Annotated in this window: 21 protein-coding genes; 9 read left to right on the top strand and 12 right to left on the bottom strand. The window is 58.3% G+C overall.

What is annotated here, in order from left to right:
* Window positions 1–466 precede the first annotated feature (466 nt).
* The gene (locus VGL70_21510; protein ID HEY3306106.1) at window positions 467–1,840 is read left to right on the top strand and encodes an MmgE/PrpD family protein; all 1,374 of its coding nucleotides are present in this window, start codon (window positions 467–469) and stop codon (window positions 1,838–1,840) included.
* A complete protein-coding gene (locus VGL70_21505; protein ID HEY3306105.1) occupies window positions 1,837–2,952 on the top strand; it encodes an enolase C-terminal domain-like protein in 1,116 nt (371 codons plus the stop codon). The genes VGL70_21510 and VGL70_21505 overlap by 4 nt, the downstream gene beginning before the upstream one ends.
* A 15-nt stretch (window positions 2,953–2,967) precedes the next feature.
* On the opposite strand, the gene VGL70_21500 is transcribed toward VGL70_21505, so the two are convergent.
* Window positions 2,968–3,726 (bottom strand): NAD(P)-binding domain-containing protein, encoded by a 759-nt coding sequence (locus VGL70_21500; protein ID HEY3306104.1) that lies wholly within the window; start codon window positions 3,724–3,726, stop codon window positions 2,968–2,970.
* A gap of 190 nt (window positions 3,727–3,916) precedes the next feature.
* Between VGL70_21500 and VGL70_21495 the strand changes: the two genes are divergently transcribed.
* The gene (locus tag VGL70_21495; protein HEY3306103.1) at window positions 3,917–4,921 is read left to right on the top strand and encodes an ABC transporter substrate-binding protein; all 1,005 of its coding nucleotides are present in this window, start codon (window positions 3,917–3,919) and stop codon (window positions 4,919–4,921) included.
* A gap of 31 nt (window positions 4,922–4,952) precedes the next feature.
* The gene (locus VGL70_21490; GenBank protein ID HEY3306102.1) at window positions 4,953–5,153 is read left to right on the top strand and encodes a hypothetical protein; all 201 of its coding nucleotides are present in this window, start codon (window positions 4,953–4,955) and stop codon (window positions 5,151–5,153) included.
* Between the two features lie 216 nt (window positions 5,154–5,369).
* Here the strand turns inward: VGL70_21490 and VGL70_21485 are convergent, their stop codons facing one another.
* Genes VGL70_21485 through VGL70_21475 form a run of 3 tightly spaced genes read right to left on the bottom strand, consistent with a single transcriptional unit; the run spans window position 5,370 to window position 8,392 of the window.
* A complete protein-coding gene (locus VGL70_21485; GenBank protein ID HEY3306101.1) occupies window positions 5,370–6,080 on the bottom strand; it encodes a hypothetical protein in 711 nt (236 codons plus the stop codon).
* A 16-nt stretch (window positions 6,081–6,096) separates the two neighbouring features.
* Window positions 6,097–7,245, bottom strand: a complete 1,149-nt coding sequence (locus VGL70_21480) for an extracellular solute-binding protein (GenBank protein ID HEY3306100.1) — start codon at window positions 7,243–7,245, stop codon at window positions 6,097–6,099.
* Between the two features lie 22 nt (window positions 7,246–7,267).
* Window positions 7,268–8,392, bottom strand: coding sequence for a cupin domain-containing protein (locus tag VGL70_21475; protein ID HEY3306099.1), 1,125 nt, complete (start codon window positions 8,390–8,392; stop codon window positions 7,268–7,270).
* 453 nt (window positions 8,393–8,845) lie between these two features.
* On the opposite strand from VGL70_21475, the gene VGL70_21470 reads away from it, so the two are divergent.
* Both VGL70_21470 and VGL70_21465 read left to right on the top strand, forming a co-directional pair.
* Complete coding sequence (locus tag VGL70_21470) at window positions 8,846–9,148, top strand: hypothetical protein (GenBank protein ID HEY3306098.1); 303 nt, start codon at window positions 8,846–8,848, stop codon at window positions 9,146–9,148.
* Between the two features lie 190 nt (window positions 9,149–9,338).
* Complete coding sequence (locus VGL70_21465; protein HEY3306097.1) at window positions 9,339–9,476, top strand: hypothetical protein; 138 nt, start codon at window positions 9,339–9,341, stop codon at window positions 9,474–9,476.
* Window positions 9,477–9,849: 373 nt separating this feature from the next.
* Here the strand turns inward: VGL70_21465 and VGL70_21460 are convergent, their stop codons facing one another.
* Window positions 9,850–10,194: a BON domain-containing protein gene (locus VGL70_21460; protein HEY3306096.1), complete on the bottom strand. Its 345-nt coding sequence runs from the start codon at window positions 10,192–10,194 to the stop codon at window positions 9,850–9,852.
* Window positions 10,195–10,332: 138 nt separating this feature from the next.
* On the opposite strand from VGL70_21460, the gene VGL70_21455 reads away from it, so the two are divergent.
* Window positions 10,333–10,470, top strand: a complete 138-nt coding sequence (locus VGL70_21455; GenBank protein HEY3306095.1) for a hypothetical protein — start codon at window positions 10,333–10,335, stop codon at window positions 10,468–10,470.
* 295 nt (window positions 10,471–10,765) lie between these two features.
* On the top strand, window positions 10,766–11,491 hold the full coding sequence (locus VGL70_21450; GenBank protein HEY3306094.1) for a hypothetical protein: 726 nt from the start codon (window positions 10,766–10,768) through the stop codon (window positions 11,489–11,491).
* A 14-nt stretch (window positions 11,492–11,505) separates the two neighbouring features.
* On the opposite strand, the gene VGL70_21445 is transcribed toward VGL70_21450, so the two are convergent.
* Entirely contained in the window at window positions 11,506–12,633 is a 1,128-nt protein-coding gene (locus VGL70_21445; protein ID HEY3306093.1) for an extracellular solute-binding protein, read from the bottom strand.
* Window positions 12,634–12,671: 38 nt separating this feature from the next.
* The gene (locus VGL70_21440) at window positions 12,672–13,073 is read right to left on the bottom strand and encodes an SgcJ/EcaC family oxidoreductase (GenBank protein ID HEY3306092.1); all 402 of its coding nucleotides are present in this window, start codon (window positions 13,071–13,073) and stop codon (window positions 12,672–12,674) included.
* A 153-nt stretch (window positions 13,074–13,226) separates the two neighbouring features.
* On the opposite strand from VGL70_21440, the gene VGL70_21435 reads away from it, so the two are divergent.
* Entirely contained in the window at window positions 13,227–14,264 is a 1,038-nt protein-coding gene (locus tag VGL70_21435) for an ornithine cyclodeaminase family protein (protein HEY3306091.1), read from the top strand.
* Between the two features lie 25 nt (window positions 14,265–14,289).
* Here the strand turns inward: VGL70_21435 and VGL70_21430 are convergent, their stop codons facing one another.
* The 5 genes from VGL70_21430 to VGL70_21410 form a co-directional block, all read right to left on the bottom strand.
* Window positions 14,290–15,186 (bottom strand): mechanosensitive ion channel domain-containing protein, encoded by an 897-nt coding sequence (locus VGL70_21430; protein ID HEY3306090.1) that lies wholly within the window; start codon window positions 15,184–15,186, stop codon window positions 14,290–14,292.
* 196 nt (window positions 15,187–15,382) lie between these two features.
* On the bottom strand, window positions 15,383–17,476 hold the full coding sequence (locus tag VGL70_21425) for an ATP-binding protein (protein ID HEY3306089.1): 2,094 nt from the start codon (window positions 17,474–17,476) through the stop codon (window positions 15,383–15,385).
* An 18-nt stretch (window positions 17,477–17,494) separates the two neighbouring features.
* A complete protein-coding gene (locus tag VGL70_21420; protein ID HEY3306088.1) occupies window positions 17,495–19,738 on the bottom strand; it encodes a GAF domain-containing protein in 2,244 nt (747 codons plus the stop codon).
* Between the two features lie 10 nt (window positions 19,739–19,748).
* A complete protein-coding gene (locus tag VGL70_21415; protein HEY3306087.1) occupies window positions 19,749–23,204 on the bottom strand; it encodes a GAF domain-containing protein in 3,456 nt (1,151 codons plus the stop codon).
* A gap of 24 nt (window positions 23,205–23,228) precedes the next feature.
* Window positions 23,229–25,916, bottom strand: a complete 2,688-nt coding sequence (locus VGL70_21410) for a PAS domain S-box protein (protein HEY3306086.1) — start codon at window positions 25,914–25,916, stop codon at window positions 23,229–23,231.
* Between the last annotated feature and the right edge of the window lie 3 nt (window positions 25,917–25,919).

Raw genomic sequence — 25,919 nt, 5'->3', positions numbered from 1 at the left:
TTTACATTCGAGCTTTCACCTCCTGGGTCACCCCTTAGGGGGGTGTCGAGTATCACTACGCGGGCAAACAACCAATTCCCGCGACCGGACTTTCACCGGCTAGACAAGCAACCGTATAGGCTGCATACGAAGGACACGAAGGAAGAGACGAAGGGAGAAGGCATCTCGCGCAAAGACGCAAAGTCCGCCAAGGCTCCTCAAATCCCCCTCTTTCCCCCTTTGTCAAAGGGGGATGAAAGGGGGATTTCTGAATTTCTTTGCGTGCTTGACGTCTTGGCGCGATGACTTAAACTTCGTGGTGATAAGCATTTTTACCACGAAGGATCGGCCAAAAATAGATCCGCCTCAGGCGGATCTGGCTGACACGAAGCACGCGAAGGAAGAGTCCCTCAGGAAAGGCATTCTCGCGCAAAGCCGCAAAGGCCGCCAAGGGAATGCGGCGAATGGTCCGGACGGGGTGCTACCGATGACGATTGGAGCCACGCAGCGTCTCGCGCGCTTTGCCGTCGAATTAAATTACCGGCGGATTCCCGCGGCGGTGATCGGCCGGGCGAAGGAGTGTATTTTAGATACGCTGGCTGTCTCCTTGTACGGTTCGACGAAGCCGTGGAGCCGGACCGTCAGCGAATTTGTTCGCGACTCCGGCCTTCCCGGCCGCTCTACGGTTTTGGGAGAGAACTGGACGGCGCAGCCGGCGCCGGCGACGCTTGCCAACGGCGCGATGGCGCACGCCTTTGAGCTCGATAACGTGCGCCAGCCGGGCGCGGGCGTTCATCCGGGGGCGACCGCTTTTCTTCCCGCCTTTGCGATGGCGGAAGAAAAGAAAGCCGACGGCAAATCGTTGCTCACCGCATTCGTCGCCGCCTGCGAGGTCATGTCGCGCATCGGCGTCGCGGCGGGGAACTCGCTCGAAAAAAGAGGCTTTCACGCGCCCGCATTGACCGGCACTTTCGGCGCCGCGGTGGCGGCCGGCCGGCTCCTGGGCCTGAACGCGAGAGAGATGGTCAACGCTCTCGGCATCGCCGGCTCGTACTCCGGCGGGCTGATCGAATTTTCCCGTTGCCGGGAAGGAGCCATGATCAAGCGGCTCCACCTCGGCAAAGCGGCGGAGGGAGGCGTGACCGCCGCCCTGCTCGCCGGTCGAGGCTTCGCCGGGCCGGAAAGCATTCTCGAAGGAAAGTTTGGTTTTTGCCGGACGTTTTCCGATTCCCCCAGGCTTTCCTACCTCACTTATCGCCTGGGGCGGAAATTCGAAAGCCTCAACATTTGCATCAAGCGCTGCGCTTGCCACATCAACGCGCACGCGCCCATCGAAGCGCTGCAGAAACTCCGCGGCGAGATCGATTTCAATCCGGAAGACGTTCACGAAATCGTGGTCGGCGGCATCGAAAAGTTGGTGACCCACCACGCCATCTATCGACCGAAAGATTTGATGATGGCGCAGTACAGCATACCCTTTTGCGTCGCGCTGAGTCTGTATGACGATCCGACCGATCCCGGGTCTTTTAATGACAATAAGCTCAAGGATAAAAATATTCTCGGAACAATGCGCAAGGTTCGACTCAAAGTCGACCCTGAGATCGAACGGAAAGGCTGGGACCGCGCCGCGCGGGTGACCGTAGTTCTCGCCGGCGGCAAGCGGCATGCGGCGCTGGTCGTCCACTTCAAAGGGACGCCGCGAAATCCGATGAGCCGGGCGGAAGTCGAAGACAAGGCGCACAAGCTGACCCGCGCCATTTTGCCGGAGCGGCAGTTGGAGCGTTTGGTGGAGGCGATAGACAATTTAGAAAAGATCGAGGATGTCTCCTCTATAGGCGCTCTCCTGCGCAGCCCACGATGAAGATCGTCGCCATCGATACCTACCCGTTGGTCCTGCCGGTCAGGGAGATCTACGGCGGCGCCGCGGGATTCCTCGAGGATTGCCGCTCGTTGATCGTTCGAGTGGAAACGGAGAGCGGCATCGAAGGTTGGGGCGAAGCGACTCAAGGGCGGCCGGGCAATACCTACGAGACCCTGGAAACAATGGAGATCATGGCGCAAAAATATTTGGCGCCGGCGCTCATCGGTATGGACCTCGAGGAGACCGGGGTTTTGCTTCTCGAGCTTCATCGCGTTCGCACCGGTCATCCGCTCACAAAAGCGGCGATCGAGACCGCCCTCTTCGACGCTCTGGGCAAATTTTATCGGATTCCGCTCTGCTTCTTCTTCGGCGGGCCGTACCGGCGGGAGATCGATCTGGTGGGCGGATTGGGACTGGATCTCGGGCCGGAATCTATCGGCGCACGCGCGCGTCAACTCAAGCTGGAAGGCTTTCAAACCTTCAAGATAAAAATCGGCCAGCAAGACCATCAAAAAGACATCGAACGGGTCCGCGCCGTCCGCGCGGCCGTGGGCGATGACGCTTCGATCCGGGTCGACGGCAACGCCGCGTATTCATTCGCCGCCGCGCGCTTTGTTTTGCATGAGCTCGTCCGATTTCATATCGCCGATGCCGAGCAGCCGTTGGCGCGGGGAGATCTCCGAAGCCTTGCCGAGCTGCGCCGCGCCGTCGGCATCCCCCTCGCGGCCCAGGAAAGCGTCGGCTCTCCGGAGGACGCTCTTGCGGTCGTCGAAGCGGGAGCGGCTGACCTCTTGAAGATCAAACTCACGCACATCGGGGGATTTCAGAGAGCGCTGGAAGTCGCCTCGGTCGTCGGAGCGAAGGGACTTCCGGTCGTCGTCGGCCAGGGAAGCGCCTGCACGACGATTCTTTCCGCCGCCGAGATGCAGCTTCACAGCGCGCTCGGAAACGCGCAAATGGGCGGCGAGATGACCGGCTTTTTGCGCCTCGGCGAGCAGGATATCTTCAGTCCGATCGCCGTGACTCGCGGCAAGGCGCTCCCGCCCATGACCGCGGGACACGGTATCGAAGTCAACAAAGAAACGTTGCAGCGTTTGGCCGGACGATCCTAGGCAAACGCCGCGGCCTCACCGAAGCGACTTGGCGCGCTGTTGCATCTCCTGGGCCGTGATCTCTTGTCCGTATAGAGGCGCGCCTTGCGCAAAGTCCTTCGCGCGTTCGAGCGGGCCGATAATCACTGGATCGAAGCCCGCGTCCCGCACCAGGGCCGACGCCACCGCTAGCGCCTCCTTGTCATCGCCGGCCATGGGGATGGCGATGCGGCCTTCGGGTCGGTTGGCGTTGCTCGCGAGCCGGCGAAAGTTCATCGTGTTGAACGCGCGAACGATGCGCGCCCCGGCGAGATATTTCGCCGACGTGATGCCGATGCCGTTCTCGCGCGCTTCTTTGGCGATCTCGCCATCGCGCGCGAGCACCGCGTTGCCGGCGTCGATGACAATCTTGCCGGCAAACTCCCGCGCGTAATCCTTGCCGAGCTGCGGGTAGGCGGCGTAGGGCACCGCGACGAAAACGACGTCGACGAACGCGAGCGCTTCGCGCACCGTGCCGGCGCGCGCCAACGGTCCGAGACCGTCGACGAGTTTTTTGAGTTCTTCGGGATGCCGGGAAGAGAACAGCACCGGATGGCCGCTCTTCACCCACAGCGCTCCCACCGCGCCGCCCAAATTGCCGGAGCCGACGATCCCGATCTTGACGGCAGAGCCGCCGGTGGCCGCCTGGGCAAAAACCGTCCGCGGCAAAGTTCCTAACGCAAGAATTAACGCGGCGATTGCGACGATGCGGTGAGACGCGCGGTGACTTCGATTTGAGACAGCATGATTCGTCATGACAGAGTTCCTTTTAGGGTTAACCATACCCCTACTGCACGGGCGGGTGTTGAGTCAACTACGCTGTCGCGAAGTCGGTTGAGATTACGGATGCGTTATATCTCACGTTTCCGGAATTCCGGAAACGTGATACATAAGCCGGCGTGGAGTCGAAGATATAAAAATTGAGACGTGCCAGGGGAGGCAGTCTATGACGAAGGCCATCATGATTCGGCGCATTCTCTCCCTCGCCGCGCTATTCTGCGCAGGCATGATCGAGGCGGCGCTCGCCGCGGAGCCGTTCACCTTGCGCTACGGGCAAAACGCTGCCTCGGCCGGCAGCCTGTCGTCGCTCCCGCTGACCGTTGCCGAGCGCAAGGGTTTCTTCGTCCGTGAGGGGATCAATCTAGTCGTGGTTCCGATTCCCGGCGGCACGGACAGGATCGTCGCAGCGCTCGACAAGGGCGAGATCGACGCGGGCAGGAACGCCACGCCCTACCTGATCCAGGCGGCGCTCAAGGGCTCCGACGCGGTGGCGATCCTCGCCCAAACGACCAATCCCGTCTACAGCCTGATCGTGAGACCCGAGATCAAGAGCTTTGCCGATTTGAAAGAGAAGGTGCTGGGTCTGTCGACGACGGGCGATACGATCACGTTGTCGACGTTGAGGCTGCTTGCCGCCAAAGGCATCAAGGCGGCGGATTTTCGCGCCAAGGCCGTCGTCGGCACCGCCGCCCGCTTCGACTGTCTCAAAGCGGGAGAATGCGCCGCGGTGCCGATGGGCCAGCCGGAAGACCTGGGCGCGGTCAAGCAGGGCTTTCCCAGACTCAGCTTCACCTATGAGGCGGGCACGGATCTGATTTTCAACGTCGACATGACGCGCCGCGCCTGGGGAGAGAAGAACCAGGACGCTCTGGTCCGGTTCACGCGCGCGTTCGCCGCTTCCTACATGTTCATCAACGACCCCAAGAATCGCGACGAGGTCACGAACATCATCAAGGAATATCTTAAAATTTCCGACGATGTCGCGCGCGAGATTTTCGCGCCTTATCTCGAGCCCGGCAAAAACGTCTTGCCGAAGAAGGGCGAACTGGATCTCGCGGCATTTAATCGCGTGCTGGCTCTGATGGGCGAGGCGGGTGTGATCCCGACGCCGGTCCCGGCGGCGGAGCGCTTCGTCGACTTGAGATACCTGAAAGCCGCCGCGATTCAGTGAGCCGTCTGTGCCGCTACTCCGGGAGGAAACCATGCCTTACTGCGCGAGAAACGGGGTCAAGATTTATTACGAGACCTCAGGCGAGGGTTACCCGCTGATCATGGTTCATGCCAACCCGTTCGACCGGCGCATGTTCATCCATCAGGCGGCGCACTTCTCCGCGTTCTTCAAAGTCATCAATATCGATCTCCGCGGCTACGGCTATTCCGACAAGCCGGCGATCCCGCGCTAGCGGGAATCCACGGCACGCGACACGTCAAGCCGATTGTATTCACGTTTCCGGAATTCCGGAAACGTGATACGTAAGCCGCCGTGGAGGAAGGGAGCTACAGACAATCGCGTCTCTGTCGCTTGCTCGGGAATCCGCTGGCCTTCGCCGTCGTTCAACTGCTGCTTCACTAAGACCGTGACGTTCGTTGAACGATTTCTTCGATCACGGTAGCGATTGTCACGAAACACTGGCCATCAGATTCCCCACCGCGTCGGCATAAACCCTAAAACAATCCAACGACCTCTTTGCGCCCTGGATCGACTGACTGAATGCCTCCTCGCCCTTGACGTGCCGCTCGAATACGCTCCACGTAAGAGCGCTGTGCTCTTCGTCCGCGTCCAGATGCACCCGTGCGCTGGGACTTAACTTGTCAAAAGGAACTTTAAGATCGTTCATCACCTGGTTCACTCCCCGGCGGGAAAGCGTCAGCCCCTCTTTGACGACTTTAGGATTATTGAGGCGCTCAATGATGTGCGAGGCGGCCAATCCTTCCAGCCATGGGCTGTTCTTTGCAATATGAACCCGCCCCCAACAAGCGACCCGCACTCCAGGCGGAGCCTCGGGGACCTCGAAGCCTTTGTCTCGAGATTTTTCCTCTTCCTCCTCTTTATCCCAGGCCACGTGCGCTCGCCCGAGCCGCTCGTCAAAAATCAGCTCATCCTCTTCGTGGCGCCAGATCACCTGCTTCACGTCTATCGGAGCGGCTCCCATGACATAGGCCCAACAATCCCGGTGTGTGGGATTGGCGTAGCGGCTCCACATGGTCCTTTTCACATGATAGCCGGCCCAGGTGAGAGGGCTGGAAAAATAGCGCTTCAGCTCCGGCGTCTCGAATACTTCGTTGGCCATGCGGTCCAGCTCTTGTCGGCATTCTTGTAGCCAGTCCATCGTAACCTCCAGCCATTTAGCGCTGCGGCAGAACCGCGTCGAAAACCTGCTTCAGGCCCGGCCGCGCGCCCTCTTCGTACTTCTCCAGGTTCTGCGGTATGTAGTCGCGGTCATCCCGCAACATCTCCGCGGGATTGACGTCGTTCTTGGGTATATCCGTTCTTAAGGAATTGGTCCCGGTCGCTTTCTGGTAAGCGATCTGCCCCTCGCGCGACAGGAGCCAGTTGATGTATATCTTGGCCGCGTTGGGATGAGGCGCGCCATTGACAAAGGTAACGGTTCGCGGCGTTCCCAACGCGCCGCTTCCCTTGGTGGGCTCGATTTCAGTGATCGGCAAGCCCTGTCGGATCGCGACGTCGCCTTCCCCCTGGCTCCCGACGAACAGAGCGACGGCGAATTTACCCTGACCGAGCCAATCGACGATCTGGTGGCTGTCGCGCGAGAGCACAATTTCCATCTCACCCAAGAGCCGCTTCAAGTAGTCGGGGCCGTAGTCCTTCGCATAGTATAAAAAGACCGAGGTGCTGTAGCCTCTTCCGGTCACTCGCGGGTCTTGCGCCGTAATCTTCCCTTTCCACTTCGGGTTCAGCAGGTCCCAATAGGAGCTGAATTCTTCGCGCTTTGCCAGATTGGTGTTGATCATGAAAGAGCCCGAGGAACCGCCGCGCCAGAGTATCAAAAAGCGCTCCTCGTTGTCGCCGAACCATAGTTTCTTTTTGAACCATGCGGAGGCGTCCAAGATCTCCGGCAGGATCAGAGCGCTGTGGATCGGCTGGAAAACTCCCGCCGGCTTGAGCGTCCGGTTGGGGGTCGTGGTGGAGCCGAGGAGAATGTCGACGATAAATTTTTCCGCCCGCCGCTCCGCCATGATCCTGCTGGCCAGCTCGCTGAGTCTTCCCGTGACGTACTTGACCCTGATATTCGGGTAGGCTTTTTGAAAAGCGTCGACCAATGCGTTTTGCTCGTCGCGGTTCGAAGGTCCGTATATAGAAACCTCGCCTTCCTTCTTCGCCGCCGCCAGCGTCCTCTCCCACTCCGCGCGCCAGTCCGGTTTTATCTCCGCCGCGAGCGCCGGCGATACGCCTTTTCCGAACGGAACAAGGCCGTAACAAAAGAGTCCGATGGCGGCGCAGCGGGCTAGAATAGACAAGGCATCGTTCTTCATGTCGTTTGTTCCCTGCAGACCCTCACCCTCGCGCTTTTCCTTGATCGAATATCTGTTGTAATTCAGGCGCTACCTGCGCTCCCGCCTTGGCGCATTCCTTGACGAAAAGTTCATGGATCTCCGGGCCTTGGTCCTCCCATTCGATCTGGTTGCCCCCCTCCTTGACGTCGGTGTTGAAGCCCTCGTATCCGAAGACGCTTCCCAGACTGAATTTATTGCTCCAGCGTAAAGCGACGAACCTGACCGGAGTGGGGGAAGTATTGAAATGCTGATGGAACCATTGGGGCGGCGGGACAAAGAGGCTCCCGGGACGCCAGTCGACTCTTTGGCGCGGTCTTCCCTCCTGCCACAGGAGCGAATAGCCGCGCCCCGCAAGGATCAAAATATTGGCGCCGGGGCCGTGACGGTGGGCCTTTTTGTAAACCCCGGGCTTCCATTCGGAGATATGGGCGCAAAGGACATTGCTGGCCATCTCAAAGATGGCCCGACGAATGCCCACCCCGCGCTTCTCCACTTTGCCCGTAGCCTCGAGCGAGCTCCGCGGCTCGAACGTGCCGAGATTGGAAACGAAGTTCGTTTCCCAGACATGAGTTCGCGCCGGCTCCTTCTTTTCGGTGAAATAGCCTGTCTGCCCGTCGAAACGGTCGGTAAAATTATAATCGGAGTGGAAGATGAAATGCGCGTTATGAAACAAGTTCATCGCCAGCGGCGCGGTAGTCACGGAGAGAAACCTGGCGGGCTCGCCGCCCGAGCCGTTGAAGAGCTGGAACCAACAATTGAGCGGCGGACTGAAGAGACTTCCGGCTTGCCACTCGAAGGTCTGCTTGGCTCCTCCCTCGTTGCATATCGTGGCCCCTCCCCGGCCGCTCAAGACATAGATCATCTCTTCGTAAAGATGCCTTTGCGGCTTTAGCCCTTTGCCCGGAGGTATTTCGCAGAGATACGCGCCGTTGGTATTCTCGGATCCCGCCATGTTGAGAAACGCGCCTTTCCCCCCCACCCTTTCCCATGGTTCAAGCTCCACTTTGAGGACATCTTCGATGTAGAAAGCCTTGAGGATCGGTATCTTCTCTTCCTCCTGCCACTTTTCGTAAGCGGTCTTGGGCGTGAGCCGCTCGCGCGGGAAATCCTCGCTCCGTGCTTCCATGGGTTCCGTGCCTCCTGATCTGTCCCGACTCAGTTGAGATTTGGCTGAGTGGAGCCACCGCGGAATGATCCGCGCTGGATCCGTTTAAAAAAAATAGCCACTCGCAAAAGAGAAGACACCATTTGGAGAAAGAAGGCAAGCCGTCTTCTCCACACCGGCCCATCTTCCTCTTTGCATTGATCTCTGTCGCTTTTCCTTGGAAGATCGCACCGCAATTATTGCCGGCGGCGGCAGCGGGATTTCCGACCAACTAGCGATATCCGTAAATCCGTTCGATACGAGCAGTTGGCGAGGCGGTGGACTTAGGTTGGTCGGTGATATTGAGCCGGTAATTGAAGTGTTCTCAGCGTTCTTTCCCGTTTGTACAGTCCGCGTCCGAGGTCCGGTAGGGGGGCAGCGACTACGTTACATCTCACGTTTCCGGAATTCCGGAAACGTGATACATAAGCCGGCGTGGAGGAAGGGAGCTACAGACAATCGCGGCTCTGTCGCTTGCTCGGGAATCCGCTGGCCTTCGCCGTCGTTCAACTGCTGGCGGAGAACAAAGAGCTGAGCGTCGGCGCAATCGCCCGCGCGCTCGGCAGGAGCGTGCAGCGGGTCAGCACCGTGCTCGGCGTGCTGCGGGTGGCCGAGGTTGTGCGCTACCAGATGGATGGCAGGCGGAATCAGTACCGGCTCAAACATCCGAGTGAGGTTAAGAGTGTTCTAACCGCGCTTTCGCGCTTTGTGAAAGCGGCTTCTCCGGTACGGCGCTAGAGACAGACAACGATGACGTTATATCTCACGTTTCCGGAATTCCGGAAACATGGAAGTTGGCATCCAGGGGGTTAACGCGCAATCGCAACACTTGATTTCGAGTCAAGCGCGCCGCCCCAGTGCGGGAAAATTGTTCATCGATTTCGTGCTGTCAAAAGCCGGGTAGGAGATTATCCGCGCGCAGCGGCGCGTGCCCGACCGCACCGATGTCCTGCCCGATCCTCCCAAACCGGCGCAAGGGTTCACCGCGGTTTTCACTCCCGATGAGGCCTACGCCGACTTTGACCGCTACGTGAAGCTTTTCCAGAATATTTTTAGGACGAAATAATCGGCCTGAGAATCCGCAGGGGCACGGGGTTGTTGGACCGAAACCACGCGCCAGCAACGTCTGAAAGAAGACCTCCAAGCCGAACGGCTTTCACTCTCCGCTCCAGCGGATCGAATCGATCGCGGTGTAAAACAACTCACATGAGGAAGATTCTTTAGAATAGAACAGACTGTTGAAAAACCCCCGTTCACCCTTCGAGAGTCTCAGGGCGAACGGACCTAGTATTGGAATCGTTGAGTAATTTCCGTTCGTGCTGAGCTTGTCGAAGCACGAGTAGGACTTTTTCAACAGTCTGAGAAAGTCTGACCCTGCGGGCCGACCAGGGCTGGCTTTGGCGTCGAAATGATGACTCAGTGATGACCTCGTAGACTTGCTATTCTCCAACCTCGAGATGATTCAAAACCGTTTGAACGCCCGCTACCTGCCATGCAATTTTGGTCGCTTGCTCCCGCGCATCTAAAGACGACACGCGCCCGCTCAGGTAGACCGTCCCTTTTCTCGCTTCCACGACCACGGGCGATAGGTTGACGGCTTTCTCCGCTGAAAGTCGTTGCTTGACCGCTTTGCTAAGAGCTGCGTCCTCAGGCGTCTCGACGCCCATCGGCCGAGCCACAGGCTGTTCTGGGGGAGGAGTTTTGCCGCCCATGGTTCCACAACCGATCAAGGCCGGCAACGTCAGCGTCATCAACATCAAAGGGATTGCTTTGGCTAATCTCATATCCGCTGCCTCCTTCGTCTCAAACGTTGACATGCGTATCAGATTGAAATCTTCGAGGCAAATGAGGAATCCAATCGGCTTGTCTGCCTGTCCGTTTTATTTTTAGGCCGGCCAGACAGTATCCGCGCCCAGCGGCGCGTGCCCGACCGCACCGACGTCTCGCCCGATACCCCCAAACTGGCGCAGGGATTCACCGCAGTTTTCACTCCCGACGAGGTCTATGCCGACTTCGACCGCTACGTTAAGCTTTTCCATAAAATTTTTGGGACGAAATAATCCCGACTCAGTTTCCTAAGGGGCTTGACTGTATCTCTACGAAGAGGTTAGAAATCAGTCCCCCGCTAACTATCTAACAAGCAGGGGCTCGGTTTTGGCCATCCAAGGCGGCAGCCATTAGTATCACAGGAGGGAGTTGAGGCGGATCTGAGATGATATTCCGTTGCATCAGGACAAATGATCGCGGCGGCAGGCTGTTCAGCACGCTGACAAAGTTGTTCCTGCTGTCACTGGCAACCTGTTTCGGATGTCATTCTGTTTCGCCACGTTCACCCATTTCACAAGCGATGGAGGGTTGCCGGTTATCTCGTCCCATTTTATCGCGCTGGAGATCCGCCATCTCGGGGAAGAGCTGAGGATCTCCGTTGCGGATGAAACCAACGCGAGAAATATAGACAACGAAAAAAATCCCGGTGGTCGTCCTAATCTAACCGTGAGACTTCAGGCTTTACCCGCTGTTGCCGGTTCTACGGCACATTCCAGTACTTCTCACAATGGACGTTACGAATTCAAAGGGCTTGAACGTGGAATCTATTTATTGCAAATATATGATGGCAACGAACTATATTTGGCTACAGAGGTCGATACGAGATCAGCCGTGTCGCAAGGACAACGCATCCATCGTCAGGACGAAAGGGAAGCTGAACGATTGCATAATACGCCTGCTCTTCTTAACGCCACGGCGACGGCTAAAAGATGTATTCAAGCCAAACGTGACCTAACGATTTGGTACGCACATTCGGATAATAATCTCCTGAAGAAGGCGACTGTCTACCAGAATGGGTGTGATCGTGCCGTGAAAACGCAACTTGTTACATCGAGCGGGCATCAACCTCGAAACGCGCTTCTATCGGATTCATCAGGCTGGAAACTCCACGAGAGTCGGGTAACACAGTTTGTTCTAACTCCCGGCGAAGAACGTTTGATTGAGACAACTTTGAGCTGGTATCGACTGCCGACAACTATTCCCGTTTTCAGAGTAAAAGAATTGTCGGTTAGCTTCACTGAAGCCTCAGAGTAATATTCTACCCAAATCTATCTCTCCACACGCTTCAAAACCTCGTCGATCACCCTGAGCGCCGGATCGAGGTCTCTAAATTCCGGGCGATACACGGCCATGAATTTGTCGCCTGGCTTTGGCCGGTAGGACTCGAAGGCTGGATCTGCGGGGACGTCTTCGCGCAAAGTGAAGATCGGATCGATTCGCAAAAACTGCTTCTGATAGTGCGTCTGCCCTTCCTTCGAGAGGAGCCAGTTGACGAAGAGCTTCGTCGCGCTCGGATGCGGTGACTGGCTGAGGACGCTGAGCGATCCCTGGGTGGCGCGCATGTAGAGTCCTTCTTTAAAGACCCGCGGCTCGAACCGCGACAACGGCAGGCCCTGCTTCATGCCCGCCTGAACGTCGCTGGCAGACGGCGCCAGCGCGATGGCGAATTTCCCCACGGCGAGCCAATCGACAATCTGCCGGCCGTCGCGCGACAAAGTGACATCCATTTCGCCGAAGAGTTTTCTTAAAAATTTCGCGCCGAGCTCGGGATGATAGTAAGCGAACTGAAGGAGTCCGCTCGGGAAGCCCGAGAGCTTGGGATCCATCGCGGCGATCTTTCCTTTCCATTTGGGCTTCACCAAGTCCCAATAAGAGCCGACCTCCTTGGGATCTAACAGCTTGGTGTTGTAAGCCATGTCGGAGCGCACCACGCCTTCGAAAACAAAAATGTATTTGCCCTCGGGATCGGCGTAGTGGTGTTGTTTTCGGAACCAGTTCGACGCGTCTTTGACCTCGGGCAAGATCATCAGCGGCGGGACCGGCTCCAAAACTTTGCCCGGATAGAGAACGTCCATCGGCGTGCCCGTTGCGCCCAAATAAACGTCGGCCACCTGCTTGCCGGCCCTCCTCTCGGTCATGATCCGTGAGATCAGCTCGCCGCCTCGTCCGGAGACCGAGACGACCTTGATCGCGGGATAACGCTTAGAGAATTCGGCGAAGACATTTTCGAAGGGACCGCGGGTGTGGTAGATCGCGATCTGCCCGTCCTTCTTGGCCGCCTCTCCGACGATCGCGTCCCATTCCGCTTGCCACGCCGCTTTGGACTCGGCGGCGTGGCCCGACGTCAGCCAAAGGCAAAAGACAAATCCCAGGGCTGCCGTGCTTGAAAGCTTCATGAAAGAATTACGTCGAGAGTCGCGGTCATAGTAAGGTCTCACGCATTCGATTTTTCCGGCGCCAGCATGTTGGCATCGCGGAATAGGATCCAACGCCCATCGACTTCCTTGCGCAGGATCGTGAGCGTGTGCCCCGACCGGCGCATGATTGACCCGCCGTGGAGCGGCGTCATCGTCACCACTAGATAATTTGCCAGATGCGCGAAGTTGCCTGCGATCTGGAGCTCTTCGATTTTTGCGGTCGATTCGATGCGGACACGCTCCACGGCGGTTCGGAACGCCGCCGCAAACGCCTCCTTGCCGCGCATGGGCGGCTGACCCACTACGTAAAAGGTGACGTCATCCGCCATTAACTCGAGAAGTCTCGATAAATTCCCGGCCGCGGCGGCCTCCTGCCATTCGGCGACTAACTCGCGAATCGATTGTTCATCGTTCTGCATGCCTTAATGAAACTGAACGTCGACCCTCGGTCAAGACCTGCTTCGCTTGCCGCACGGTCATGTTCCAGATTTTTGCGGTACATAGGGCGGAAATAATCCGTTTGACCTCAGAGACCGAAAGACGTAAGGGATGCATCATCGTGGAGGAATAGCATGGCACTACTACTCAAAGCGGAAGAGATGAAAGGGCTGATTTCGATCGAGGAGGCGATCAGCGCCGTCGAGAATGGGTTTCGCGATCAGGCACGGCATCCGCAATTCAGCCTGCCGCGCCAGCGTATGATGGCGGGCGATCGGCGCATCAACATCCACTCGGGCGGCTCAGTCGATCTGCGCGTCGCCGGGACGTTCATCCACTACGAACGTCATCGCTATACCAAAGAGGATCAGACCTACGCCGCCGTTGGTAAGCGCGTGTACATGGCTTACGACAGCGAGACCGCGGCGCTTCTCACGATCATCGTCGGTTGCATACCTCTCTACGATTTCGACGACAACGATATCGCTACCGAGACGGCCATCACCAGCGCGGTGGGAACGAAATATTTGGCGCGCGAAGATTGCCGGGTCTTGGGCCTCTATGGCACGGGTCGCCAAGCCCGGCGTCATTTAAAAGTCATGTGCACACTTCGGCCGATCCAAAAGGTCAAAGTGTTCAGCCGAAGCCGGGAGAACCGCAAGACCTTTTGCGATCTCATGCGTCCGCACGTCGATGCTGAACTCGTGCCGGTTGACGATCCACGCGATGTTGCGGTCGGTTCCGACTTGATCGTCTGCGCCACGGGGAGCAACGTACCGGTGCTGTACGGCGATTGGCTCGATGAAGGCCAGCACGTAACGTCGATCGTTGGCAGCAACAAGGAGCTTTTGCAGGAAGGACTCGTCAGTAGTCCGAGACGGGAGTTGGACGACAAAGTTCTTACTCGCGCCGACGTCATAATCGCGACCTTGCGGCAGCAAGGCATTCACGACGAGCAGGGAGATTTTGTCGAGCCGATCGGCAAAGGATTGCTTCAGTGGGAAGATATCAACGATCTAAGCTCTCTTCTGGCTCAAAAGGCCGCCGGCCGCTCAAACGCAAAGCAGATCACGCTCTTCAAACAAAACAGCGATCAGGGAGTCGGCTTCATGGCTCTGGCCCGATTGGCGCATGACAAAGCACGCGAAGCCGGGATCGGCAGCGAAATCTAGAGCGGAATTACGCTTTCCCCCTACATTAAGCCGGGCGTCGAAATTCAGTGCCCGTCGATATGGGAACCGGAAGAGGAGATCGCACGTGCAAGTCGCGCTGGGGGAACGGAATCTCCACGCTGTTCTGCTGGAACTTTCGCACAATCGCGCAATGGATATCCGATTCGACCTCTAGATGCCGCCGCGGATGACCGATCCAAACCCGAAGCCGCATGTTCCATGCCGAGTCCCCGAATCCTCTATGCAGCACATCGGGAGCGGGATGCTTCAGGACCTCCGGATGTTCTGCGGCCACCTCCTTTAGAGAGCGGATAACGGTTTCCAGGTCGGATCGGTACGAGACGCCCAGGTCGATGTCCAGCCTGATCTTCTGGTCGCCATAAGACCAGTTCTCCAGCTTCGCAGAAACAAACTCCGAATTCGGCACGATCAACGCGACGTTGTTCAAGGTGTTAATCGTCGTCGAGCGCATCTTGATTTCGACCACATCTCCTTCCTGCTCGCCGACCATGACCCTGTCCCCGACCTTGATCGGCCGCTCGAGAAGAAGAATAAGACCGGCGACGAAGTTGGAAGTGATGTTCTGCAATCCAAAGCCGATGCCGACGGATAAAAAGCCGAGAATGATCGCCAGGCCGGTGAGATCGATGCCGATGAACTGAAAGGCGACTACGGCGCCGACGATCATGATGAGATAGTGGCTGATGCGGATCAGAGTATACTGGATGCCCTCATCGATCCTCATGTGAGAAAAAAGTTGCGCCTTCAGCAGCCGTTGCAGCAAACGCGAAGTCACGCCAAACACCGCGATAACGACGACAAACATGAGGATCGAAGCGGGCGTGATCGCTGTTTTGTTGACCTCGAAAAGCCTCAAATTAATGAAGTATTCAACCCATCCAATAACGTCGGATAGCGCCATGGGCTCGTCCCCCTTTCCTAAGTCTCATTTGAATTCTACTCCGACGCGCGGAAAAACCTATGGCGGGTCAGATGGCCTGAGAAAAAGCGGCTTTGTCACGTTTGCTCAATTGCGCAAATCCGCAACTATCGCGGCGGCATGCCGGTCCCTGTGTTCCTCAAACAAAAAGCGGCGGAAAAGGAAACGTTTTGGCGGGTTATATCCAATCGGCGCCTTGACCCTTAACATTGGCGACGGCGCAAGGCACTCGGACCGTAAACGTCGATCCTTCGCCGGGCTTGCTCTCGACATCGACGGTGCCGCCGAGCATCTCGGTGAATTTTTTCACGATGTAAAGGCCGATGCCGACGCCTCCGTACGGTCTCGTCTCGGAGCTGTCCACCTGGCGGAACTTGTCGAAGATGACCTGCACATGCGACTCCGCAATGCCGATACCGGTATCGGCCACCTTGAATTCTATAAATGCCGGATACCCATTGCCCCCTGCGTGCTGTCCGTTTCCCATCATTCTCGCCGATACCGCCACCTCGCCCTCGCGGGTGAACTTGAGTGCATTATTGATGAGATTTTGCAGGACGTGTCTCAGCTTTGCCACGTCTAACTGGACCACCGGCAAATCCGCCGCGTAGATCCAATTCAGACGGATTCGCGTTTCCACCGAAACTTCATAGCTTGACTTGAGATCGTCGAGAAACGCCGCCAGGTTCAACTCCTGGGACTCCGCCTTGATCTCGCGGGTCTCGACCGAAGTAGCGAACAAAATACTGTCGATCATGGTCAATTGGTCCTTGGCCCGATCGCCGATTTTGTCCAAGGCTTTGGTTTGCTCTTCGCTGACGGCGCCCAATATTCCTTCTTTCATCAGTCCGGTATAGCCGATGACCACATTCAACGGAGTTCTCAGCTCATGCGACATGACGCTCAAAAATTCGTCCTTGACCTTGTTTGATTTCTCCATCGCGACCGCCTGGCTTCGGGTCTGCTCGAAGAGCTGCGAATTATTGATCGCGATGGCCGCCTGTCCGACGAGCGTGTTGAGAAATTCGATTTCGTCGTCGCTGAAATCGTGCTCTTTTTTCGTATAAAAGGAAATGACCCCGAAGATCTCGTCTTTCACGATCAAAGGAACTCCCAGATAGGAAACCAAACCCTGCCGGCGAAAAAAATCGGGGTCCTGGACGCGCGAGTCGGTTTGAATATTCCGCACCATCCAAGGCACCCTATTTTTGAAGATCACGTTCGGCAATCCGCGGCCGCCTTTCCATTGCTCTTCCTTCCATTCCTCTTCGTCGAGGTTCAGGCAGGCAATCGGCTCCAGGAGACCGCTCGCTTCATTGAATAAACGGACGGTGGCCGCGGCATAGGGTAGGAAGACGCCGATTTTTTCCAACAACACTCTCAAGACGTTAGGCAGATCCAGGGTCGAGGTCGCGGCCAGATTGATTTCATGTAACGCCGCCAAACGGGCCTCGGCGGCGGTGCGCTCGGCGACCCGCTGCTGCAACTCCACCGAGGTGCGGCGCATCCTGCCGATCACCATGGCTAGGCCGCCCACTCCCAAAAGTCCCATCGTGCCGAGAAGGACAAAGGTGCTTTGGAGGCCCGAGCGGGTCTCGGCGATGGCGCTGTCCAAGGGGCGAATAATCTCCTGGACTCCTCTTACGTCGCCGACCTGCCAATCGATCTTGGGGCTCTCGGGATGAGTGTTGTGGCAGGAGACGCACCCGGCGCGCAGTTGGACCGCGGTGGCATAGCGCAAGGACGCTCTGCCCTGGAAATCTTCAAAACGAAAATAAGGTTGGCCGGGATTTTTTCTCAGCTCCAGAAGAGCGTCGCGCTCGAAACCATCTCTCGGACCGCCGTCTTTCCTGAACGGAAAAGGATAATCGCTGTAGAGGCGGATCTGCATCCCGGGGCTGATCGCGCCCATGTGCTTGCCGAACTCGATCGTGAATGTCGCCGGAATCGGGATTGCGCCTTGTTTGCCGGCGTAGTCGTGGGTGGCCTCGATGCCGCGCGACCTGACCCTATCCACGACCTCGGAGCCATAGAAGGTGCGCAGCTCGGTGAGAGATCCGGAATAGAGCACGGTTCCCTGTAACGCTCCGGACTCGACTAGAGTTGCCGACAGGCGGGACAAATGCCACAGCGTCGCCGCCCCTGCGGCGCAAAACATGACGGTCAGCAGGAGAATCGTGTGCTCGTAAATCAGGTAGGCGACCGCGGCACGCGCCTGTCCGAGAGCGCGTCGCATGACTCGACTGATTCGAACGAGAGCGTTAACTTCCATCAAACTCTGAGGCCTCCCTCAAGAATCCCCCGCCGGGACCGGACGCTCGGCGCTTTCTTTTTCTCGCGCAGCCGAAGATTCATCCGCGCGAAAGTCCTGACGGTCGGGCGCCTGCCCGGCCTGGCCGCCGGTGGGCAACCTTATCGCAAACGTCGATCCTTTGCCCTCTTCGCTCGTCACGCGGATGTCTCCGCCGAGCAGCTCGGTAAACTTCTTGACGATGTGAAGGCCGAGGCCCACTCCGCCGGAAGACTTGGACCGGGCGCTGCGGACTTGAGAGAACATCTCGAAGATGCGCGGCAGCTCCTCTTTCGGAATGCCGATCCCGGTGTCCGTGACTTCGAACTCGACCCGCCCCTGTTCGACCAGATAGCGCGCCGAAACGCCGACGCTGCCCTGCTCGGTATATTTGACCGCGTTGCCGATGACGTTCAGCAGGATGTGTCTCAGCTTCTCGCGGTCGGTTTTTATAACGGGAAAGTTCTTGGGCCAATCCCAATCCAGACGTATCTGCTTCTTCAACGGAATGGAGTAGGCGGATTTTAGATCCTCGAGAAAATCGGACAAATTGACTTCCGCGATCTCCACCGCCGCGGCGCCGGCCTCGATCTTGGTCGCCTCCAAAAGCAGTTCGATCATGCTCAGCAGCTCTTTCGAATTGACGCTCATTTTTTCCAGCGCGTTGTCCTGCTCGGCGTTGATCTCGCCCAGCATCTTGCTTTGCAGGATCGCCGCATAACCCATGATGACGTTCACCGGCGTCCTCAGCTCGTGCGACACGAAGCCCAGAAACTCGTTCTTGACCTTGTTCGCCTGCCTGAGCTCGGCCGCCTGGGTCTGGGTCTGCTCCAGAAGCCGGGCGTTTTCCAACGCGATGGCGGCGCCGTTGGTCATCTGCTGCAACAGATCTATTTCCTCCTGGAGAAACTCTCTCGGCCGGTAGGTCAACGCCCGGAGAACGCCCAGGACTTCTCCGCTGCGGGAAAAAAACGGCACGGCAAGATAGCCGTGGATGCCGATGCGGCGCGTCGTCCGGCCGATCGGAGGATTTTTTACTTTCGTCAAGTCCGCTATCGCGAGCGGTCTGCGGTTTGCGACGATCCATCCCGATGCGCCTCTGCCGCTGCCGGTGCTGCCGAGCCGCATCTTCTCTTCGTCGACGCCGGAGACGCCGAGGATGCGCGGCACGCCGTTGTCGATGATGCGCACGTCGGCGATGTCCACTTTGAAGAACTCGCACACTTTGTCGGTGAGCTTTTTAAGCAAGCTTCCCACGTCCTGAGACGCGATGTCCTGGCTTAGCTCCTTGAGCAGCGCCTGGATCGCTTCCTTTCGACTTAAATCCTTGTTCGCTTTCTCGAGCTCGACCGCCTGTCTTTTGCTCTGCTCGTGAAGCTGAGAGTTATGGATCGCCACCGCCGCCTGGCCCGCCAGGGAGGACAAGAACTCTACCTCCTCGGCGGTGAATTCGTGCCGCTCGCGTGTCAGAAAGGCCAAAACCCCCAGCGCCTCGCCTTTGACGATCAGGGGGACTCCGAGATAGGAGACCACGCCGTTCCGGCGGTAGAACTCCGGATTCTCGGTCCGGGGATCGGTGGGCACGTCGAGGACGGAAACCGGACTCTGATTTTCAATCGCCGCTTTGATAATCGGCGGCGCGTCCTTGTTCTTCCGCCGCTTCCAGTCGGCTTCATCGATGTTCCAGCAAGCCGTCCGCTCCAGTTCTCCGGTCTCGCGGTTCCTGAGCCAGACGAGAAGCACGGCGTAAGGAAGCAGGATCTGGATTTTCTCCATCAAGACCCCCAATACCGCGCGTAAATCCAGACTCGAGGTGACGGCGAGGTTGATCTCGCGCAGCGCCGTGCTCTGCCGCAGCAGCCGCTTGAGCTCGCTTTGCGCCAGCTTCGTCTCGGCGTCGCGACGTTGCAGGCCTTCGGCCATTTGATTGAACCCTCGGGCAAGTTTTTGCAGCTCGCCGTCGCCGTTCGAAACGGCAACCCGCGCGTCGAGATCACCGGTGCCGAGCTTTTCAGTCGCTTCCATCAATCTCTTCAATTGCCCGACGATCAGCCAGTTACCGCCCCACCAAGCGCCGGCCAGGGTCAACAGCAAAACGATCATGAGCCAAACCAGACTGTGCGCCATGTTATGCTCGTCCGGCGCAGAGGCCGCGTAGAAGATCAGTCCCAAGGCCGGGATCACGGCCAAAAGAACCAGCAGGATCAAGCGGACGCGGAGCCCCGAGAAGGAAAATCTATTCATTCGTCCACCATCACGCGGATTTCAGCCTTTTGGATTCCTCCGGGCGTTCCGCAGCCGAAGACGAGACCGTGCAAGGAATCGTCACAGTAAAGATCGATCCCTTTCCTTCCTCGGTCTCGACCTCGACCGCGCCGCCGAGGAGTTCGGTAAAGTTCTTGACGATATAAAGTCCCAGGCCGACGCCGCCGTAGCGCCGGGTCTCGGAGCTGTCCGCCTGGCGAAATTTTTCGAAAATAATGGACAGCGCTTGCGCCGGAATCCCGCGCCCGGTGTCCGCAACCCGCAACTCCAGCCACCGCCTCCCCGTAGCCAGCAGGCGGTCGGCAGCAGGCAGAATCTCAGCTTCGTGCCCGCTGCTTACTGCTTTCCGCATACCGCCTTCTGTTATCTTCGCCGAGACGGTCACACAGCCCTGGTCGGTGAACTTGATGGCGTTGTGGATCAAGTTCTCCAGAATCTGCTTCAGCTTTTTGCCGTCGCTCTGGATCGCGGGCAAGTCCCGTGGATAGTCCCAGATCAGAGTCAGGGGCTTGGTCAAATTGGCGCTGTGGTCCGATTTGAGACCGTCGAGAAGATCTTTCAACTTGACTTCTTCGCGCTCGAGAGCGACGGTAGCCGCCTGAATCTGGGTCGCCTGCAATATGCTGTTGACCATGTCGAGCTGAGAGCGCACGCGGCTCATCAGCTTCTCCAGAATTTGACTCTGCTCCGGATTCACCGCGCCGACCATCTGGTCCTTGATCATCGCGGTATAACCCATGACGACGTTCAGCGGCGTTCGGAGCTCGTGCGACATCACGCTCAAGAATTCGTCCTTGACTTTGTTGGCGCGCTGGAGCTCTTCGGTCTTGAATTGCAGCTCGTCGACTTTCTGCGTCAACTGCTCGTAGAGCCCGGTGTTTTCTATCGCCACGGCAATCTGGTCCGCCATAGCCTCGAGCAGTTGGACCTCGCCGGAGCTCAAACGCCGGGAGTCGATGCCGGTGCAGGCGAGCGTGCCCAAGCTTCTGAGCTTGCCGCGAATCGGAAAGACGGCAAAGAAATGATAGCCCAACTGGTACGACGCTTTCGTGCGGCTGAGACTTTGATACAACGGATCGGTAAGGACGTCCTCGAAGATCAACGGCTGGCCCGATTCGGCCACTTTGCCGACGATGCCTTGTCCGACCTTAAATGCTCGGACCGAAACGAAAAGTTTCGGGTCCATCTCGTAGTAGGCGCGCATGACCAGCTCGTCCGAGCGCCCGTTGTAAACGTGGATTTGCGTCGCGTCGAAGCCTAATATTTCGGTAATTTTCTCGATCGCCGCGCGCACGACCCGGTCGAGGTCCAGCGATTGGCTCGCCGCGGCGGCCACCGCATGCAACGCCGAGAGCATGCGGTTGGTTTCTTGCATTTCCTTTTCCCGAGTACGCGCCTCCTCGTAAAGCTGGGACTTGTGGATCGCTATGGCCGCCTGCCCCGCCAGCGTCATCAGGAACTCGACCTCCTCGCCGGTGAATTCGTGCTCCTCTTTGGTGTAGAAACCGAGCACCCCCAGGACCTCGTCCTTGACCCGCAAGGGAACTCCCACGTATGAGGTCAGGCTGTGCTTGCGGTAAAACGCGGCGTCGAGCACGCGCGCGTCCGCCTGGGCGTTGCGGATAATCAGCGGCGCCCGCTTTTCGAAAACGACGTTGGCGATGCCCCGTCCGCCTTTCCACTGCGCTTTCTTCCATTCTTCTTCGTCCAGGTTTCGGCAGGCGACGGGTTCCAAGAAGCCGCTTTCCTTGTTATGCAATCGCACCGTCGCCGCGGCGTACGGGAGGACGAGATCGATTTTTTCCATCAGCACGTCCAGGATCGTGCGCAGATCCAGACTCGTGGTGATGGCCTGGTCGATTTCTCTCAGCGCCCGGATGCGCTCCAGACTCCGCTCGGTTTCGTTGAAGAGACGCGCGTTCTCCAGCGCCACGCCGATCACGTTGCCGATCGCCTTCAAAAGCTCCACTTCTCGCGGCTGGAACGGAAGCGGCCGGCTCGTCGAGACGTTCACGATGCCGACCGTTTTTCCTCCCACCTTTAACGGAACCCATACGAAGGAGCGGTTTCCTTCGCGGCGGGTCTGTTCCTTGAGCTGAAAGCCTTCGGGATCGTTGATGACCAGCGGCTCCCCCGATTTGAAAACGCGGTCGCTCTTGCCGCCCGGCGTGCGCCCATGCAGCAGCGTTTGGAGATAATTTTCCGAAACGCCGCGGTGGGCGGCGAGCGTTAGGTTGCCGGTGACGGGATCTTTTAGCCGTATATATCCTTGCTCCCTCCCGGTGACCTCGAGCACCCGGTCCAACGCGATCCGCAGAAGCTCGTCGAGCTGAAGCGACTCGCTCATCGCCATGGCAACCGCGGAGAGCACCGCTTGCTCGTGAGCGCGCTGTTTGGTTTCTTCGAAAAGCCGGGCGTTCTCCAGCGCGACCCCGAGCGTATTGCCGATCGAGGCCAACAGCGGAAGGTGGGCCAGGGGAAAGGTCGGTCTGGTTTTGGTGCTGATGGTGAGAACGCCGATGACTTTGTCCTTCGACGTGATCGGCACCCACGCCGCCGCGGTGACTCTTTCGCCCGAGAATTTTCCCACGTGATCGGCGGGAATATTTTCCAGCACCAGCGGTTGTCGCGTCGCGATGATCTGCTCGGTCTTGCCGCCCGGACGAACTCGGCCCTGGAACCTCGTGAGAAACAATTCGGACATGCCGCGATGCGCCTTGAGGAGAAGCCTGGGCGGGTGGCCATCGAGAAACTGGATGTAACCCACTTCCATTTCCGTTACTTCGAGGACCGCGTCGAGACCCTTGAGGAGAATCTGATCGAGATCGAAAGAGCCGCTGACCGCGGCCGTCACCGCATGCAGCGCGGCCAGCTCGCGCGCCCGGCGTCCGGTTTCTTCGAAGAGCCGGGCATTTTCGATCGCGACGCCGATGACGCTGCCAACCGCCTGAAGAAGATCGACCTCGCGTTGCCTAAATGGTATGGGCCGGCCCGCGGAAACCCCGAGCACGCCGACGACTTTTTGCCGCGCCTTGATCGGGATCCAGGCGACCGAGCGGCTTTGGGGCAACAGAGACTGCGTGTTACGGAGCTCCGCCCGATCGTTGACGACGAGCGGCTGGCCGGAAGCAAAAATCTGCTCGCTGATTCGATGCGGCATGTTGCGACGCAGCTCCGCTATTTCCTCTTCGGAGAAGCCGCGGTGGGCCGACAGCTTGACGTCGCCGGTGACCGAATCTTTGAGCCTGATCGTTCCCCGCTCGCGGCCGGTGACCTCCAGAACCTTGTCGAGCGCGATCTCCAGCAGCTCGTCGCGGTGCAGCGATTGACTGACGGCCTGGGCGATCATGTTGAGCGCCTGTTGTTCTCGGGCGAGAGCGGAAAGATCGGAATTCCTTTCGGCGATTCTTTCGGCGAGCGCAGCAGTTTTTTTCTTGGACTTCACAATCTTTTCCAGCGCGACGCTTTGCTAAAACGACACCGGCCCGAACTCCCGGGCGTGACCGCTCGCCGTCGATTTGTCTCCCGGAGGATATGTTTTCGACGAATGCTCCGAGCACGGGATCGTCACGGTAAAGACCGACCCCTTCCCCACCGCGGTCTCGACTTTGATCGCGCCGCCGAGAAGCTCGGCGAAGTTCTTGGCGATGTAGAGTCCCAGACCGATCCCGCCGTGGAGGCGCGTCTCCGAGCTATCCGCCTGGCGAAATTTTTCGAAAATAATGGGCAGCGCTTCGGCCGGAATCCCGCGGCCGGTGTCCTCGACCCGCAACTCCACAGCCTTGTCGCCTTCCTTTACTCTGGCAGAGACGGTGACGCGGCCTTCGTCGGTGAACTTGATGGCGTTATCCACCAGGTTCGCCAGAATCTGCTTCAACTTCTTGCCGTCGCTCTGGATCGCAGGCAAATCCGGGGAATAGTCCCAGATGAGCTTGACCGGCTTGTCCAGGGCAGCCCTGTAAGCCAATTGAAGCTCGTTTAAAAGATTGGCCACGCTCACCTCTTCTTGATCGATCGTGACATTGTGCGCCTGGATCTGGGTCGCCTGCAGGATGCCGTTGACCATATCCAGTTGGGAGCGCATCCGGCTCATCAACTTATCCAGGACATGGCTCTGCTCCGGACTCACCTCGCCGAGCAGCTTGTCTTTGATCATCGCTGCATAGCCCATCACCACGTTCAGCGGCGTTCTCAGCTCATGCGACATCACGCTCAAGAATTCGTCCTTCACCTTGTTGGAGCTCGCCAAGTCGACCGCCAATTGCGCCATCTCCTCGTAGATCTGGGAATTATGGATCGCGACGGCCGCCTGGCCGGCGAGCGTCATGAGAAACTCGACTTCCTCGCCGGTAAAATCGTGCTCCTCTTTGGTGTAGAAGCCGAGCACGCCTAGAGTGTCTTCTTTGACGGTCAATGGAACCCCGACGTATGAAATCAGGCTATGCTTGCGGTAAAATTCACCGTCCACGACTCGAGCGTCGGCCAGGGTGTCCCGGATGATGAGCGGCGCCTTGCCCTCGAACACGACGTTGCTGATGCCCCGCCCGCCTCTCCACTGAGCTTCTTTCCATTCGTTTTCGTCCAGGTTTCGGCAGGCGACGGGCTCGAGCAGGCCGCTCGCCTTATTGAAAAGCCTCACGGTAACGACGGCATAAGGCAGAACGAGATCGATCTTCTCCATCAGCACGGCGAGGACCGTCCGGAGATCCAGACTCGAAGAAATGGCATGATCGATATCCCTGAGCGCCCGCAAGCGCTCCAAATTGCGCTCCGCGTCCTCTTCCGCGCGCTTGCGCTCGGTGATGTCCTCGGCGATGCCCGCGACGCGATAGTTCCTGCCCGAGTCGTTTCTTACCGGAAAGGCACGGTCGCGAATCCAACGGATCGATCCGTCGGGCCGCACGATCCGGTACTCCTCGTCGTAGCTTCCCGTGACCTGCTTCGTTCGTACGGCGGCGAGCACCCGCTCGAGATCTTCCGGGTGGATCGCGCCAAGCCAGGACTGGGCCATCGGGCCGAGCGCTTCGGCGCTGCGCCCCCATATTTCACCGTAGGCGGGACTGACGTAGAGCCACGCGTTAGTCAGCGTATCGGTTATCCAAAAAACCTGCTTGATGTTCTCAGCCATCTGGCGAAATCGGAGCTCGCTTTCTCTCTGCGCCCTCTCCGCTTGCTGGCGCTGGCTCACGTCTCGAAAAGTCACGACGGCGCCGCGCAATTCCCCGCCTTCGATGATGGGTGTGCTCACGTAATCCACGGGGAAGCCCGTGCCGTCCTTACTCCGGAACACTTCCTCGCTTGCCTGGTGGACGGTCGCGTCCTTCAACACGGCGCATACGGGGCATTCTTCACCGGCGCATGGCGTCTCATCCGCTCGCGCATGGCGCAGAACGTCGTGCATGCTCCGGCCGTTCAGATCCGTCATCTGATAGCCGAGCATCTTCTCCGCCGCCGGATTCACGAAAATAGCTTTGCCGTCGGCGTCGACGCCGAAGATGCCTTCGCCGGCCGAGTTCAAAATGAGTTTGGTGCGGGCGATCGCCGCCTCGTTCAGACGCCAGGCGATCACGCTTCCGACGGAAGCCCAGAGCACGAAGAAAGCGTGGATGCCGGCCCACGTCCAGGGAGATTCGATCGCCGCGGGATGATTGTAGACTTCCGTGGGCCACAGGACGCCCACCACGCCGTGATGCACCGCGACGTACAAGATCGATAGTCCGAAGGGGAACCAATCCTGGTAGAGCGCGAGAAAGGTGAGCATGACAAAGAAGTGGAAATGAAGCTCGATGTAGCCGCCAAAAAGATGCACGAGAATGGCGGAGGAACTGATCAGTCCCAAGCCCACGAGCGCGGCGCGCAAGGCGCGACTGGCTTTGAGCCTGCTGCCCAAGAACGCAAACCCGCCGACCAGCAATCCTTCGGAAACCGCGTGGAGCAGGGTGTCTTCATGGTAAATCGCGCTCAGGCTCACTTCCCAGTTTTCGCTCAATATCAGCCCCAGAAGAGCGATGATGACCGCATGGAACCACGTGAGCCCGACGAGAAAGCGGTGCCGGTTGCGCCAGACCTCGTCGGGCAGGGAGCCGCCCGAGGGCAGGAGCGACCAGAGGCGACCCGCGATGTTGCCGAGCGTTAACTGTACGAGTTTTTGCCGCATAGA

It is taken from the genome of Candidatus Binatia bacterium, assembly GCA_036504975.1.
Taxonomy (GTDB): domain Bacteria; phylum Desulfobacterota; class Binatia; order UBA9968; family UBA9968; genus JAJPJQ01.
This window is presented reverse-complemented; position numbering and strand designations above follow the sequence as displayed.